Annotated in this window: 13 protein-coding genes and 1 pseudogene; 11 read left to right on the top strand and 3 right to left on the bottom strand. The window is 51.6% G+C overall.

The window, feature by feature from the left end; all coding sequences use genetic code 11:
• The first annotated feature begins 15 nt into the window (after positions 1-15).
• Positions 16-663 carry a TVP38/TMEM64 family protein gene (locus KZ483_RS27780; RefSeq protein WP_258881467.1) on the top strand — a complete coding sequence of 216 codons (648 nt, stop codon included), beginning with the start codon at positions 16-18 and terminating at the stop codon, positions 661-663.
• Positions 664-729: 66 nt separating this feature from the next.
• On the opposite strand, the gene KZ483_RS28825 is transcribed toward KZ483_RS27780, so the two are convergent.
• From KZ483_RS28825 to KZ483_RS27770, 3 genes and pseudogenes are all read right to left on the bottom strand, one after another.
• On the bottom strand, positions 730-981 hold the full coding sequence (locus tag KZ483_RS28825; RefSeq protein WP_397376235.1) for a YiaA/YiaB family inner membrane protein: 252 nt from the start codon (positions 979-981) through the stop codon (positions 730-732).
• Positions 982-996: 15 nt separating this feature from the next.
• A pseudogene (locus KZ483_RS28820) lies at positions 997-1179 on the bottom strand (YiaA/YiaB family inner membrane protein); the annotation flags it as partial.
• A 187-nt stretch (positions 1180-1366) separates the two neighbouring features.
• A complete protein-coding gene (locus tag KZ483_RS27770) occupies positions 1367-2206 on the bottom strand; it encodes a prohibitin family protein (RefSeq protein ID WP_220350709.1) in 840 nt (279 codons plus the stop codon).
• Between the two features lie 235 nt (positions 2207-2441).
• Here KZ483_RS27770 and KZ483_RS27765 point away from each other — a divergent pair, with 235 nt between their 5' ends.
• The 10 genes from KZ483_RS27765 (at position 2442) to KZ483_RS27720 (ending at position 15384) form a co-directional block, all read left to right on the top strand.
• Complete coding sequence (locus KZ483_RS27765; RefSeq protein WP_220350708.1) at positions 2442-3281, top strand: basic amino acid ABC transporter substrate-binding protein; 840 nt, start codon at positions 2442-2444, stop codon at positions 3279-3281.
• 73 nt (positions 3282-3354) lie between these two features.
• A complete protein-coding gene (locus tag KZ483_RS27760) occupies positions 3355-4005 on the top strand; it encodes an amino acid ABC transporter permease (protein WP_220350707.1) in 651 nt (216 codons plus the stop codon).
• 2 nt (positions 4006-4007) lie between these two features.
• Complete coding sequence (locus tag KZ483_RS27755; protein ID WP_258881466.1) at positions 4008-4739, top strand: amino acid ABC transporter ATP-binding protein; 732 nt, start codon at positions 4008-4010, stop codon at positions 4737-4739.
• 397 nt (positions 4740-5136) lie between these two features.
• Positions 5137-8124, top strand: a complete 2988-nt coding sequence (locus tag KZ483_RS27750) for an extracellular solute-binding protein (protein WP_220350705.1) — start codon at positions 5137-5139, stop codon at positions 8122-8124.
• The gene (locus tag KZ483_RS27745; RefSeq protein ID WP_258881465.1) at positions 8121-9083 is read left to right on the top strand and encodes a carbohydrate ABC transporter permease; all 963 of its coding nucleotides are present in this window, start codon (positions 8121-8123) and stop codon (positions 9081-9083) included. Before KZ483_RS27750 ends, KZ483_RS27745 begins: the two co-directional genes overlap by 4 nt.
• Positions 9084-9090: 7 nt before the next feature.
• Entirely contained in the window at positions 9091-9966 is an 876-nt protein-coding gene (locus KZ483_RS27740; protein WP_258881464.1) for a carbohydrate ABC transporter permease, read from the top strand.
• 8 nt (positions 9967-9974) lie between these two features.
• On the top strand, positions 9975-11471 hold the full coding sequence (locus KZ483_RS27735; protein ID WP_220350704.1) for a hypothetical protein: 1497 nt from the start codon (positions 9975-9977) through the stop codon (positions 11469-11471).
• Positions 11458-12072, top strand: a complete 615-nt coding sequence (locus tag KZ483_RS27730) for a YIP1 family protein (RefSeq protein WP_220350703.1) — start codon at positions 11458-11460, stop codon at positions 12070-12072. The genes KZ483_RS27735 and KZ483_RS27730 overlap by 14 nt, the downstream gene beginning before the upstream one ends.
• A gap of 52 nt (positions 12073-12124) precedes the next feature.
• A complete protein-coding gene (locus KZ483_RS27725; protein ID WP_220350702.1) occupies positions 12125-14524 on the top strand; it encodes a DUF5696 domain-containing protein in 2400 nt (799 codons plus the stop codon).
• Positions 14521-15384, top strand: a complete 864-nt coding sequence (locus tag KZ483_RS27720; RefSeq protein WP_220350701.1) for a carbohydrate ABC transporter permease — start codon at positions 14521-14523, stop codon at positions 15382-15384. Before KZ483_RS27725 ends, KZ483_RS27720 begins: the two co-directional genes overlap by 4 nt.
• Positions 15385-15388: the final 4 nt, after the last annotated feature.

The following is a 15388-nucleotide window of genomic DNA, read 5'->3' as shown; positions in this document are numbered from 1 at the left end:
AACAGGATGTGCTGAATGATAGATATCATGTCATATATAACCGAAGACAATCTCAAGGAAGCCATGGAACGGTACCGGTCATTCGGACCGCTTCCCGGCATCCTCTTGACGTTTCTAAAGTCGTTTATCCCGCCACTGCCGACCATTGTCATTGTGGGGGTGAATGCCGCGGTTTACGGCTTATGGCCGGGCTTCTTTTATTCGTGGCTCGGTATTGTAAGCGGGTGCCTGACTACTTTCCTCCTTGTCCGCAAGATGGCTGAAACCGCTTATGTACAGCGCTGGGCCCGAAAGCCGAAGGTGGAGAAAAGGCTGGAGTGGGTGCGCCGGAATGCGTTCAGCTATGTCCTTGTGCTAAGCTTCTTTCCCGTCGGACCCTTTGTCATTATTAATATCGCGGCGGCCCTTGCGGGCATGCGGCTAAGGTCTTTCCTGATCTCGGTGACACTTGGAAAAGCGGTGATGGTATTTGCCGTTTCATATATTGGACACGACCTCGCGAGGTATGCAGAACATCCGCTTCAGATCCTGTATGTCCTGCTATTCATAGTCTTCTCCATTTATGCATGCAGGAAAATCGAAGCCTATTTCGGAGGCAAGCCTTCGAATGTACTGGAGCAGGCGGAGCAAATTACGGATACCGGCGGAAAATCGCTGGAATAAAGCCAAAAAAGCACCCGAAAGGGTGCTTTTTTGCATCGTTAATGTTGTGCCGTACTCAGCGTGCACTTAAAGCTCGGGCTCGATTTTCTCTTCTTCACGCTCGTTATCCTCGTTGTTGTCCCGCACCGTTTTCTGCAGGACGAAGGAGGACATCGTAAGGAACAGCGCGCAGACCGCATAATAGCCCTGCACCGAAAGAGGTTGATTCAGGTTGTAAATGCCGATAAACATGGCCAATAACGCAGTTGTGAAAGCGATCCATGCCATGAAAGTGAAAGCCGTTGTGTTTCGTTTGCGCGTCTCGTGCTCATCCTCCATATTGTCGCGGACGACCTTTTGCAGAACGAACGAAGCCATTGTTAAATATAAAGCGCTGACTGCGTAATAGCCTTTGACGCTGAGCGGTTCCTGCAAGGTGTAAATCCCAATGAACATTCCAAGGAGAGCGAGGATGAACGAAGCCCAGGATAGAAAAGTAAACGCCGGTGTATTCCTTCTGCTGCGAGCGGTTTGCATAACCGATTCCTCCGTATATTTGAGTTGTGTTTAAGTCCTCGTCTTATGACCAGGTCATAATCTTATTCTAGCCAAATTGCAGAAGCTGAGTAGTACTATCTTTCCGTAGTACCTTAAGCGTTTCGCGGCAGGCATCAAAAAAAGACACCCGCCGATTGGCAGGTGTTCTCTCTTGGAGGACAAACAGTTATTTACCGGCGCTAAGGCTGCCTAGATCGATGAATGGCGTTGCGCCGCCTGTCACGCTCGGCAGCTTGCCGTCCCACTTCTCCAGCGCTTTCTCCTGCACCTCGATCTGCTTAAGCTGCACGAGCTCCGGGGTTACCTCCAGCTTCTTAAGCTTCAAGGACTCGGCTTCCGCCTGGGCCTGCGCGACTTTCTGCTTCGCTTCGATTTGGACCCGTTTCAAATCGTTTTCCGCCTTTAGCGCTTGCTGCTGGGCAACCTGCTTCGCTTCGATCGACTGGTTGAACGCATCGGAGAATTTGAAATTCACAATATTGATGTCATTAACAATCAAGTCGTATTTGGCTAACCGGGTTGTCAGATGCTCCCGGACTTCTCCTGCCACGACGTCCCGCTTTGCTATTAAGTCTTCCGCCGGATACCGCGCGGTGACCTCCTTTACGATCTCCTGAATCGCCGGACCCACGATGATGCTGTCAAAAGAGCCGCCCACATTGTTCATCAGATTATATGCCGCCGCTTTGTTCACCGAGTAGTTTACGGCCACATGAGTGGAGACCGGCTGAAGGTCCTTCGAGGAAGCGGAAGTATCCGTCTCCGCTTTCGTCACCTGAGTATTGACTTGAATGATCGTCTGGATAAAAGGGATTTTCATATGAATGCCGGGAGCAAGAATGTTGTCGTTTAATTTACCGAATGTTTTGTAAAGCCCGACATTGCCGTACTGGACAGTCGCAAAGCCGTTGAAGCCGATGATAACGGCAATAACCGCAACGACAGCGAAGGTGATGAAAGGCTTCACGTTCAGTTTGTTTGTTCTTGGATTTGTTTCCGGATTCATTCATACCCCTCCAATAAGTAGTTATCTGCTAATTTATGTAATACTACGGAGTTATACGCTGGTTCCGCAAGGAGGTAACAAGAAAATTTTGTAAAAGGGAGTAGTTCAGAATTATTAACTATTATGTAACATTGAGGTTATATAATCTAACATTAAAAGTTGAAAATTAATTGTAACAACCACTTTTTCCTGATAAAATCCTTATAGGTTTACTAAATCCATAGGAGAGTGGAGTATGAGAAAAAGAATAATGTTAACTATTATTACATTTACTGCGATTGCCATAGCGGCTGGTTGCGGTGCCAGGACTGATAATGGAGGATCGAACACCCAGGGGGCCGGATCTGCCGGTAACGGTAACAGCGGCATAACGTACATGATTGGAAGCGATGCGTCTTATGAGCCTATGGAGTTTATGGACAAAGACAAGATTACCGGCTTCGATATCGATTTCCTTGCTGCGGTGATGAACGAGGCCGGGCTTAAGTATGAGGTGAACAATGTTGCATGGGATACGATGCTGGAGAGCGTGAAGCAGGGGAAAGAATACCAGGCGGGAATCTCCGCCATTTCGATAACGGATGATCGCAAGCAGACGTTTGATTTCTCAATCCCTTATTTTGAATCCACCAACGTAATTATGGTAAAGAAAGGAAGCGGTATTAAGTCCGCTCTTGATTTGAAAGGAAAGAAGGTTGCCGTGCAGGGCGCGACCACAGCCGATACCCTAATGACTGAAATAATGGGCAAGGGTAATACGGATTTGAAAAGGTTCGACAGCAATGCCGTAGCCCTGCTGGAAATGGATAAAGGCGGCGTTGATGCCGTTGTCGCCGATATTGCCATCGTGAACGATTACATCAAGAACAACCCGGGCAAGAAGTATGAAGATATTTTGGATCCGGAGCATTTCCATCCGGAATATTACGGGATCGCTTATCCGAAGGGGAGCGAACTCAAGGCTAAGCTTGATCCTGTGATCAGGAAGGTGATCGAGAACGGCAAATACGCTGAGGTATATAAGAAATGGTTCGGTAAAGAGCCGAATACGGAAAACCTGCTGAACGCGAAGTAAGGCGCGGCAAGCATGCGTAATCGTCATTTTGCGCATGCTTTTTTCAATTTTACAACCGGAAAGGAAGGGCTGGATGGACTTTAGATTCGACATTATATTTGATTATGCCCCTCTTCTGTTGAGAGGTACCCTTCTGACGATTGGAATTTCCATTCTATCCATTATTTTGGGCTCGATGCTCGGCCTTGGAGTCGGATTCGGCAAAATGTCGCGTCGGTGGTATTGGCGCCTTCCGATGAACGGATACATCAATTTTTTTCGTGGAACTCCCTTATATGTTCAAATATTAATCGTTCACTTTGGACTCATTCCCATGATCTGGGGCGGCACCAATCCTATTATCGCCGCGGTTACGGCGCTCACCTTGAATTCGGCGGCATATACGGCCGAAATATACAGGGCAGGCATCCAATCGATTGACGCAGGTCAAACGGAGGCAGCCAATTCGCTTGGCATGACACGCGCCCAAACGATGAGATACATAGTTTTGCCGCAAGCCGTCAAGCGAATGATCCCGGCCTTCGGAAACGAGTTTATCGTACTCGTGAAGGACTCCTCTCTCGTAGCCCTTATAGCGGTCCCCGAAATTATGTATTGGAGCAACGTGATGAAGGGTCAGTATATCCGCGTATGGGAGCCGTACCTGAGCGCGGCTTTCATCTATTTCGTTCTCACCTACTCGCTCAGCAAACTGCTCATCTACTTGGAAAGGAAGGTGTATTAATCGTGCATCCGGTTATCCAGGTAAGCGGTCTTACAAAATCATTCGGATCCAATGTCGTGCTTAACAATATAGATATCGATATATACGATCAGGAGGTGGTGGTCGTTATCGGGCCATCCGGGTCCGGCAAATCAACGTTTCTCCGCTGTTTGAACCTATTGGAGCGCCCGGACAGCGGGGATATTCGGATTGAAGGCCAGTCGCTGATGGACCCAAAGGCCCGTATAAACGAAATCCGCACCGAGGTAGGGATGGTTTTTCAACAGTTCAACCTGTTTCCCCATATGAAGGTCATCGACAATATTACCATTTCCCCGATCCGGGTTAGACAATGGCCGGCTGATAAAGCGCGGAATAAAGCTGCGGAGCTGCTGCGAAAAGTCGGTCTTGCGGACAAGGCGGATGTGAACCCCGCATCATTGTCCGGAGGTCAAGCCCAGCGTGTTGCGATTGCCCGGGCGCTGGCTATGGAGCCGAAAATCATGCTTTTTGATGAACCGACCTCAGCCCTCGATCCGGAGATGGTCGGGGAGGTGCTGGCCGTTATGAAGCAGCTCGCCAAGGAAGGGATGACGATGGTCGTCGTGACTCACGAAATGGGATTCGCCAGGGAGGTGGGCGACCGTATCATGTTCATGGAGCGAGGCTGTATTGTGGAAGAAGGTACGCCGGAGGAACTTTTTGGACGTCCCAAGCATGAGAGGACCGAAGCATTCCTGTCCAAGGTGCTTTGAGCAATACAGCAGAATCTAGCCGCTATTACCGCTTGAATTACATCGGTGCGAAAGAATGCTCCAGGTCCTCAATGTGAGGGCCCTTTTTGTGACGGTAACCGGATGATCGGAGCTGAGCATAAGAAATTATTATATGAAACCGAAAACGTTTTATCTAAATGTTATATGAATCCGTGAATCCTTTTCAAAACAGCATTGACAACGCATGGATGCCACTCTATAATCACGTTTGTAAGCATTTACATTTCCCAATAACCCTCGAAAAACGCGTTGTTAAACTAAGAAATCCGAATAATACCCGAATTTGCCGAAAACGTTTTCGAAATGCCGAGCATCAGAGGAGATTTAAGCCATTACATAATACAATTACATTGGTTAGATTAAGGGGGGAGCTGTCTTGCTGCGCATTTTACGCAAATATACCGTATCCATCATAGCCGTCTGTGCCCTTATCATCTTTATAATTTGGTGGAGCCAGGGTAGAGGGTTCGACGATCAGGCGATGGCGGGAGTGCCGGAGTATAAGGACGCCGGTGGGCAATCGATGCTGGAGGAAGAATCGTATTATTCGAAGCTGGAGCCTTCGTTCCTCAAGTATTACGAATCGATGCAGTCTGAAGGCGTTACGGATACGAAAGGAATTAATTTGGTCATTCCAGCATCCCTGTATTCGGACATCGCAGGCACAGGCGCCAGTAAACAAACCGGCATCGGCAAGGAAATGGGAGAATCACTCGTTTTGTCTGAAGAGGACAGCTGGGTGGAGTACACCGTGGATATTCCGCAGGACGGCTTTTATCAAATGGGCATGACATACTACGCGATGGAGGGCAAACGGTCCTCGGTCCTACGCGATCTGAGGATCGACGGCAAGTATCCGTTCATTCAGGCGAAGAAACTGGAGTTTATGCGGATGTGGAAAGAAGCGGGGCCTGTATGGAAGGATAATCAAGGCAACGAATTTAATCCGCGCCAGGAAGAGGTGTCCGGGTGGCAGTATGCCGACTTCCGTGACTCCGAAAGCAAAGTGTACGAACCGCTGCGGTTTCATCTGACCCAAGGCAAACACACGATCCGCATGACCGCTATCCGCGAACCTGCTGCCATCGGCGAATTGCGTATCTTTTCCCCGGTACATATGGAGACCTATGCAGATGTAGAGAAGAGCTATAAGGAGAAGGGGTATAAGGATTCGAAAAGGCAGCTCATCAAAGTGCAGGCTGAAAGCGCTGTCATCAAATCGAGTCCGACGCTGCGCCGGATTGAGAACCGCGACCCGGCGACCGAGCCTTTCAATCAGCAGGGCGTTGGACTGAATACGTTCGGGGGCAGCAGCTGGCGAAGCGGCGGTCAATGGGCGGAATGGTCGTTCGAAGCTCCTGAATCCGGCCTTTACGAAATCGGTATCCGCAATGGCAGCTGGTTTCTGGATGGCATTCCGGTACAGCGCAAAATTCTGATCGACGGAAAAGTACCGTTCCAGGAGCTTAATGCGGTTAATTTCGAGTACAGCGGCAATTGGCAGCTCAAGAAGCTTGGCGGGAGCGGCGGCGAGCCTTACTCGTTCTACCTGGAGAAAGGCAAGCACACACTGCGGATGGAAGTGCAGGTAGGCGCCCTCGGTCAAATTTTCGAGAATGTGCAGAGCGTTTCACAGCGCATGTCGATGCTGAACCGCGAGATTATTTTATACACCGGGACGAATCCCGACCCGAACCGCGATTGGGAGCTTGGACGAAATGTGCCGAATCTGGTGCAAAGGCTGCACATGATGGCGCGGGATCTCGATGATTCAATCCACATCATGTACGAGCTTGGCGTTAGACAAGGCAGCTCGCAGATCAGCCCGCTCGGCATTGCCAGAGATCAGCTGCTTAATATGGCGGCGGAACCGGATACGATTCCCGGCCGGTTGAAGCAGATGTCAGATACGCAGACCTCACTCGGCACATGGATTAACGGACTGAGTCAGCAAGCGCTGCAGCTTGACTATTTCGTCATCAAATCGAAGGATGAGGCCTGGCCGAAGGTGAATGCCGGATGGTTTTCCAAAACGATGACATCGGCGCATGATTTTCTGCTCAGCTTCAGCAAAGATTACCGCGGAGTCGGTAACGTGTACGACAATGACAAAACACTTGATGTGTGGGTGTCTTACGGACGCGACTGGGCGGCTATCATCAAACAGCTGGCCGATGAGGATTTTACCGCGAATACCGGCATCAAGGTTAATATCAACGTCATCCCGGCGGGAGACAAGAACAAGCTGCTGCTCTCGACGACAACCGGTTTGCAACCGGACCTGGCGCTAGGCGTCGACGGACAGGTGCCAATAGATTTCGCCATCCGCAACGCTCTCGTCAATTTGAACAAATTCCCGGACTATGCGGAGACTGCGGGACGGTTCCGTCCCGGCGCGCTTATTCCGTACAAGTACAACGGCGGCGATTACGCGCTGCCCGAGAACCAGAATTTCAATATGCTCTTCTACCGCAAGGACATTATGGAACAGCTTGGCGTAACCAAAATTCCGGATACGTGGGAGGATGTTATGGATCTCATTCCGCTGCTGCAGCAGAAAGGGATGGACTTCTACTACCCGCATGCTCCGCTTAATCCGGACCTGGCGATCAATGAATTCTCGCCGTTCTTGTATCAGAACGGGGGCGATTACTACAAGGAAGACGGCAAATCGTCGAACCTCAGCTCTCCGGAAGCGATGCAAGCGTTCAAAATGTGGACCGGCTTGTTCACGAATTTCAAGATCAATAAGGACGCTAACTTCTACAACCGGTTTCGGACCGGTGAAATGCCGATTGGCATTGCCGATTATTCCACCTACGTGCTGCTCTCCACGGCCGCGCCGGAGCTGACCGGATGGTGGGGGATGAAGCCGATGCCGGGCATCAAGCAGGCAGACGGGCAAATCAACCGTTCAACGGGCGGCTTGGCTCAGACGGCAATTATATTTCAGCAGTCCGATAAGCAGGAAAATGCCTGGAAATTTGTGAAATGGTGGACCAGTGCCGATGTGCAGGAGCAGTTCGGCACCGAGCTCGAGGCCCTTCTGGGTGTCGAAGCGCGGTGGAATACGGCAAACGTTGAAGCGCTCAAGAGGCTGCCGTGGCCTACCGAGGACATCGATTCGATCCTTGAGCAGTGGAACTGGTTTAAAGAGCGGCAAATCGTGCTCGGCGGATACTACACGACCCGTACCGTCGCCAATACATGGAACGAAATCGTGCTGAACGGAAAAAACCAGCGCGAAGCGATCGAGGACGGCGTAATCGCCATCGACAAGGAACTAAACAAGAAACGCGAGGAGTTCGGTCTCGATACCGCGGCAGACCCCTCGAAGAACGGTGAAGGGGGGAAGGATAAATGAGCGAAACGACTGCAGAAATGACGGGAGCGGCTGTCAAGACTAAGTCCGCCGCTTCCGGCAAACTCGCTATCTTGTGGCGGGAGATGAAGAACCATAAAGTTTCGTATCTGTTCCTTGCTCCGTTCCTGATCATATTCACTTTGTTTACGATCGTGCCGGTGGCCACGTCTTTCGTGCTCAGCTTCACTTATTACAACATCGTTGAGCCTCCCAGATGGATTGGGTGGTCCAATTACAAGCTGCTGTTTGTCGATGACGACGTATTCTTAAAAGCAATCGTTAACACGATTAAATTCGCCGTCATCACAGGACCGGTCGGTTATACGATGGCTTTTCTGCTGGCTTGGGTCATTAGCCAGATACCGGTCAAATACCGCTTCTTCTACACGCTTTGCTTCTATACACCGGCAATTACGAGCGCTATTGCGATATCGGTCGTCTGGCTGTACATGTTTTCGGGCGACCGTTACGGACTTATCAATTATTGGCTCATCAAGCTCGGTGTTTTCAACGAGCCGTGGCTCTGGCTGCAAAGCATCAAGACACAATTGCTTGTCATGATTATCGTGTCTCTCTGGATGAGTATGGGAATCGGCTTTCTCGCCTTCCTGGCGGGACTCCAGAATGTCCCGCGCGATTACTATGAGGCCGGAGCGATCGACGGTATTCGCAGCCGCTGGCAGGAACTGTGGTACATCACGGTTCCGTCGGTCAAGCCGCAGCTGCTGTTCGGGGCGGTCATGCAGGTTGTTTCATCGCTGCAGGTGTTCGACATCAGCATTCAACTGCTGGGGATGCCGAGTGTGCTGTATGCGGGTCATACCGTTATGACCCATTTGTTCGATTATGCGTTCATCCGGTTCGAAATGGGTTATGCCGCCGCAGTCGCCGTCGTCTTGTTCCTCATGATGGTCGGTCTGAACCGCGTTATATTCAAATGGCTGGGCAGTGAGGAGTGAGCTTGCATTGATAGGAAATACATCGATTGTCAAGGGAAAACGGTTCGATCTGGGCGGTATGGCCCTCTATTTTTTTCTGACCGCTCTGGGGCTGCTTATGCTTGCTCCGCTCGTTTATATGATCTCTTCGGCGCTTAAGCCGACGGCTGAGTTATTCTTGTTTCCGCCGCGATTCTTTGTGGTTAATCCAACGCTTAAGAATTTTAAAGATCTGCTGCTTGCGACAGGAACGTCGATTGTTCCGTTCTCGCGTTACATATTCAACAGTGTCGTCGTTTCGACGAGCATCGTTATCGGCAGTATTATCATTGCCGCGATGGCGGCATATCCGCTCAGCAAGCACAAGCGGCTGCCGTTTAAGAAGACGATCTTCAACCTCGTGATTTTCGCGCTCATGTTCGCGCCGCAGGTGACGCAGATCCCGCAGTTCCTCGTCGTCAGCAAGCTGGGGCTCATGAATACGTATGTCGCGCTTATCGTGCCCGCTCTGGCCGCGCCGGTCTCCCTGTTTCTGATGAAGCAGTTCCTGGATCAGATTCCCGATGCGCTGATTGAAGCGACGCGGATTGACGGAGGCACGGAGTGGACGACGTTCTGGCGTGTGGTCATGCCGATGCTGAAGCCTGCATGGGCGACGCTCTCGCTGTTCAGCTTCATCGGCGCTTGGAACGATCCGTGGTCGGCGAATATTTATACAACCACCGAGAATATGAAAACGCTGCCGCTAGCGCTGCAGACATTAAGCGGCGGATACGGCGTCGTCGCCCGGGTCGGAACGGTGGCGGCCGCCAGCCTGCTGATGGTTATTCCAACTATAGTCGTATTCGTCGTCACGCAGCGAATGGTACTGGAAACCATGGCCCATTCCGGGATTAAGGAGTGAACCGACAAATGAGATCGTTACGAACGATAAGACGTGTCATTTGGCTCCTATGCGTAATGACTCTTCTGGCACCGGCTGCTGCATATGCGGAAAACCCGTACTGGGGCTACATTTACAACGATGACGGCGATCGCCCGTCACTCAACGGTTATTTGTATCAAGGCTCGATCGACGGCTTCGGAACCGAGATTGGAGTGTTCAAATCACCGGAGGATTTGTTTGTTGCCGCCGACGATACGATCTACGTCGTAGACAGCGGTAACAATCGCGTTATTCATATGGATATCGAAGGAAAAGTATTCGGGGTTTACGGCGACAAGGAAGGAAAAGGATCGCTGAATGCTCCTAAAGGTGTGTTCGTCACCAAAGAAGGGGACGTCTATGTAGCTGATACCCAGAACCGGCGCGTCGCCTTATTTGACGGAAGCGGCAGGTTCAAGAAAGAGTTCGGCGTGCCAGGCAGCCCGCTGCTGGGCAAAGACTTCGTCTATTCGCCTTCGAAGCTGATCGTCGACAAGCGCGGTTATTTATTCGTTTCGAGCGACGGTTCCAGCCTCGGATTAATGCAAATCAGGCCGGACGGCACCTTCGGCGGATTTTTCGGCGCCAACCATGTACCCTTCAGCTGGACGCGAGTGCTTGTGAAGCTGATTGCTACCAAGGAACAGCGCGAGCAGCTGGCCAGCGCCCGGCCGCCGGAGTTCTCGAATTTATTCCAGGACAGTGAAGGGTTCATCTATACGACAAGCCTGGGCATCCCGAAAAATCAGGTGAAACGGCTTAGCGCCGTTGGTGTCGATACGCTGAACACCGGCAAGAGCACGCGGTACGGCGACCTGTTCATGGCACAGCAGGACTTTGAACCCTTGAGCGATGCAATGGTTGATGTGACGGTGAACAGCACCGGTCTCATTACGGCGCTTGATCAAACGAACGGCGAGCTGTATCAGTATGATAAGCTCGGCAATCTGCTGTTTATCTTCGGGGGAATCGGCGAGCAGAACGGACTGTTCAAGACCCCATCAAGCGTGGCGGAAACGTCGGACGGAACAATTCTTGTAACCGACCGGACCCGGGGCCGAATCGATTTGTTTTACCCGACTCCGTTCGCGGACAAAGTGCACGAGGCCTCCCAACTGTATGTCGATGGCAAATATGAGGATTCAATGAAGCCTTGGCAGGACGCGCTGAGAATGAACAGCAACTATGACCTGGCCTATACGGCAATCGGCAAAGCGCTGTACAGACAGCATGAATACAAGGAAGCCATGGATTATTTCAAAATCACGCGTAAGCGTTCGGATTACTCGAACGCCTTGGCTGAGTACCGTAAAGTCGTCTTCCGCGAGCATTTCGGGCTGATTGCCACGAGTGTGATCGTATTGTTTATTGCCTTTCAGCTGCTGTTACGATATTTCCGGAAGCGGAGAAAAGCAGCCAAGGTAAGGCTCGCGGCCGCCGCTGCGATCGCCGGGAAAGGAGAGGGAATCAGTGGAAACCTTTAAATTGATGAAGCAGTCCCTCTTTCATCCTTTCGACTTCTTTTATGATATACAGTTCAATAATCGGGCCAAAGTACGAACCGCGCTGCTGCTGATCGCGCTGGCGTGCTCTGCACGACTTATAAGCCTGATGCTCTCGGGATTCGCCTTCCGTACCCGCGAGGCGTTCCAAATCTCGGTGCCGCTCGAGATCGCCTGGATTATCATTCCATGGCTGACCTGGTCGGTGGCGAACTGGGCAGTCTCAACGATTATCGACGGGGAGGGAAAGTTCAAGGACATCCTTGTCAGCAGCTCGTACGTCTTTCTGCCCTATATCATCCTTATTATCCCGATTTCGCTCATTAGTAATGTCTTGACGCTCAAGGAGCTTTCGATTTATGCGGGCGTCATGTCCTTCATTTATTTATGGATGCTCTATATGCTCATTCTCCAGGTGAAGATCGTGCACGATTTCGAGCTTGGCAAGACGATCGGGATTACGCTGCTGACGATACTGGCAATGATCATCATTTGGTTTATCGTACTGCTTGTGTTCGGCCTGGTGAGCCAATCTGCGCAGTTCCTGGTCGATATCTTGAAAGAAATCAAATACAGGTCATAGCTGGAGATGATCGATGATGAATCGAAAGAAAACGCTCAGGAGGAGATCCCGTATGAAGCTAAGCCGCAAGAAGAACCTGCTCCTGGCGGCCGTCGTGCTTCTATCCGCCGTATCCGTTCCCCTGTTCTGGGGTTTAGGCACATCCGGCAAATCTCAGGAGACAGCATCCGCCGCTCCGGCTGGCAGCGCGTCAAAAGAGGGCGGCGAGAGTCCGGCTGCCGTGCCTGCAGCGACTGCTGCGCCAGCCGCAGCAGAGGCGGCTGTGAAGCCGGCCGCATCGGGTGCCTCCGGCGGCACGGATGTGAACACAGGATCGGCTGCTAAGGCAGCTCAGGCGAATAAAACGCCCGTAAAGGCGACAAAGCTTGCTGCCCAGAACGATAAATATGAACTATATGTCAGCGAATCGGACGGACAAGTGCGAGTCGTGAGCAAGCAGTCGGGCAAGGAGTGGTTCAGCGCCCCTCCGCTCGACAAAACGGTGCCTCCGAACAATGTGAGGCTGATCGAAAGTCCGGTGACGGTCCGCTATACACAAGGCAAGAACATCGAAACGACATACCCGTCGAAGGCGAAAGCGAAGACGAACGTCAAAGCTATAGAATCAGGTGTCCGATTCGAATACGACATGGCGGAGCTGGGGATCTCATTTGCGCTGGAATACCGGCTGACGGATAACGGATTCGAGGCGAGAATTCCGTTCGATTCGGTGAAAGAGACCGGCGCAATCCGGCTCACCAGCATTGAAATGCTGCCATTTCTCGAAGCGGCGGATCCGGGCGAGCGGGGCGCTATCTTCGTTCCGGACGGATCCGGTGCCATTATGGCGTTTAAACCGGTTCGCGAGGGAACCTTCGAATCGTACAGCCAGTTTATTTACGGCGGCGACTATGCGTTCCAAACGAACATTTACGAGAAAGTCGTCAAGGTGAAGGAAGAGATGATGGCCAAGCCGCCAAGCGAGAAGATTGCGCTGCCGGTATACGGACTCTATAAAGAGGATAAAGGCTTTCTCGGCATTGTCACTGACGGTGACAGCAACGCAAGAATCAATGCGACTCCCGCCGGTATCCGCAATATTAATCTGTACCGTGCTGCAGTCGAGTTTTTATACCGGAATGAAGATATCATCTTCGTCGGCAAATCCGGGGATATCCCAATGATCGAGAAAAGCTTGATCGAGGGCGACCGCGCCGTACGTTACGTGCTGCTGGAGGATGATCAAGCGAATTATGTCGGCATGGCCAAAGCGTACCGCCTGTACCTGACGGAAGATCAGGGGGTAAAGCCGATCGAGACGGACCGCTCGAAGCTGCAGCTGCAGCTGTTCGGCGGCGGCACCCGCGATGAAATCATCGGGAGCACGTTCATCCAAATGACGACATTCGAGCAGGCAAGAACGATCGTCGACGGGTTCCTGAAGAAGGGCGTGACATCGCTCGAGGTGACATACGACGCCTGGTCGGACGGCGGCAAGTACGGAGAGCAGCCTAAGCAGTTCCCGGCGGAGGGCAAGCTTGGCGGGAACAAGGAATTGAAGAAGCTGGCCGACTACTTGAAGGGCAAAGGCATTGCGCTGTATTTGAAAGCGAATTATGTGAAGCCTTATACGACGACCGATGAGGTAAAGGCTTCCCGGGATGCGGTCAGGGGCCTCAACAATGAAGTGATGAAGGTGTACCGCCCTTGGCTGGATAACCATCAAATGTCAGGCGATACGTTCTATTTGTTAAAACCGCAGCGCGTTTTTGATCACTACATTTCGGAAGAGGCGGACAAATATGCCCAGGTCGGCGCGGACGGCGTTGTGCTTGAAAATATGGGCAGCACCGTTTACTCCGATCATGCTCCGTTCCCGCCGTTCCGACGGGGGCAAACAATCGGCATTTGGCAGAAGTCTATGGAGCTGATGCGTGAGAAAACAGGGCATGCAGCGACAGATTACGGCTTTGCCTATGCTTTCGGCCGGGTCGACCGGATCGACGGAGCGCCGATCGATTCCAGTCAATTTGTATATATGGATAGGGCCGTGCCGTTCTACCAAATCGTCGTCCATGGACTCATTCCCTATACGGCGGAGCCGTTCAACCTGCAGGACGACCCGCGCGTTCATCTGCTCCGGCTGCTGGAATACGGCGCTATGCCGAGCTATGAGCTGACATACGCCGATCCGTCCGAACTGAAACGGACCCCGTTCGATTCCCTGTTTAGCGGCCGTTACGATGATTGGACCGATCAGGCGATTGATGTATACCGCATTGTTTCGGATGTTGTCGGAAAAGTATCGAAACAGGCCATCATTGGTCACGAGCAGCTTCAAAAGAACGTATACCGCACAACATACGAGGACGGAACTTACGTAACCGTCAACTATAACCGGAAGCCGGTCCAGGTAGACGGCATGCAGCTTGAAGCCTATGGCTATTCCGTAACGAAAGGAGGCGGCGCATGAGGAAACCGTTCTCGATGAAAACCCGGCACTATTTGGAAGGTTATGCATTCACTTTACCGTGGTTAATCGGGTTTCTGCTGTTCATGGCCGTACCGCTCGGTAAATCTCTTTATTACGCTTTTCAAAGTCTTGAAGTGAAAACGGAAGGTCTAAAGGCGACATATGTCGGCCTGGAAAACTTCCGAAGGGCATTTACGGTGGATGTCGACTTTACCCCTAAGCTTATCGAGACAGTCGCATCGCTGCTCATCCAAGTGCCGCTCATTCTGATCTTCGCGATGTTCAGCGCCCTGCTATTAAATCGCAATTTCCGGGGGCGTATGCTGTTCAGGGGTATTTTCTTCCTGCCTGTCATTATCGCTTCCGGATCGGTGCTTACAAAGCTGCGCGAAGACGGAGCCGCAACGCTGCCGATTTTCGCGCAGTACGATCTGGCCACCCGGCTCACCGATATCATCCCGGTTCAGATCCTCCTGCCGCTCCTTAAAGCACTGGACTCGCTGACCGTTTCGATGTGGGACTCCGGCGTTCAGATTCTGATCTTTCTTGCAGGCCTGCAGTCCATATCGGTTCAACTGTACGAAGCGGCCAAGGTGGATGGCGCGACGCCCTGGGAAAGCTTCTGGAAAATTACGTTTCCGATGATTACGCCGATGATCCTTGTTAACACGCTGTTCAGCATCGTCAACTCGTTTACGAAACCGGGCAACGGCGTCATGGAGTACATGCAGACGGTGGTATTTCAAAATTTACAATTCGGATACGGATCGGCGCTTGGCTGGATCTATTTCATTATCGCGTTTGCGGTTATCGGCCTGGTTCTGACGCTGTTCCGTAACAGCCTGAAGGGAAGGGGATGATGAC

It is taken from the genome of Paenibacillus sp. sptzw28, assembly GCF_019550795.1.
Taxonomy (GTDB): Bacteria; Bacillota; Bacilli; order Paenibacillales; family Paenibacillaceae; genus Paenibacillus_Z.
Note: the sequence above shows the minus strand (reverse complement) of the source record. Positions and strands in the feature narration are given on the sequence as shown.

Bases quoted from the DNA above. Each gene is read 5' to 3' on its own strand.
- KZ483_RS27780 (WP_258881467.1), top strand. From the start codon at position 16: ATGATAGATATCATGTCATATATAACCGAAGACAATCTCAAGGAAGCC.
- KZ483_RS28825 (WP_397376235.1), bottom strand. From the start codon at position 981: ATGGAGGATGAGCACGAGACGCGCAAACGAAACACAACGGCTTTCACT.
- KZ483_RS27770 (WP_220350709.1), bottom strand. From the start codon at position 2,206: ATGAATCCGGAAACAAATCCAAGAACAAACAAACTGAACGTGAAGCCT.
- KZ483_RS27765 (WP_220350708.1), top strand. From the start codon at position 2,442: ATGAGAAAAAGAATAATGTTAACTATTATTACATTTACTGCGATTGCC.
- KZ483_RS27760 (WP_220350707.1), top strand. From the start codon at position 3,355: ATGGACTTTAGATTCGACATTATATTTGATTATGCCCCTCTTCTGTTG.
- KZ483_RS27745 (WP_258881465.1), top strand. From the start codon at position 8,121: ATGAGCGAAACGACTGCAGAAATGACGGGAGCGGCTGTCAAGACTAAG.
- KZ483_RS27735 (WP_220350704.1), top strand. From the start codon at position 9,975: ATGAGATCGTTACGAACGATAAGACGTGTCATTTGGCTCCTATGCGTA.
- KZ483_RS27725 (WP_220350702.1), top strand. From the start codon at position 12,125: ATGAAGCTAAGCCGCAAGAAGAACCTGCTCCTGGCGGCCGTCGTGCTT.
- KZ483_RS27720 (WP_220350701.1), top strand. From the start codon at position 14,521: ATGAGGAAACCGTTCTCGATGAAAACCCGGCACTATTTGGAAGGTTAT.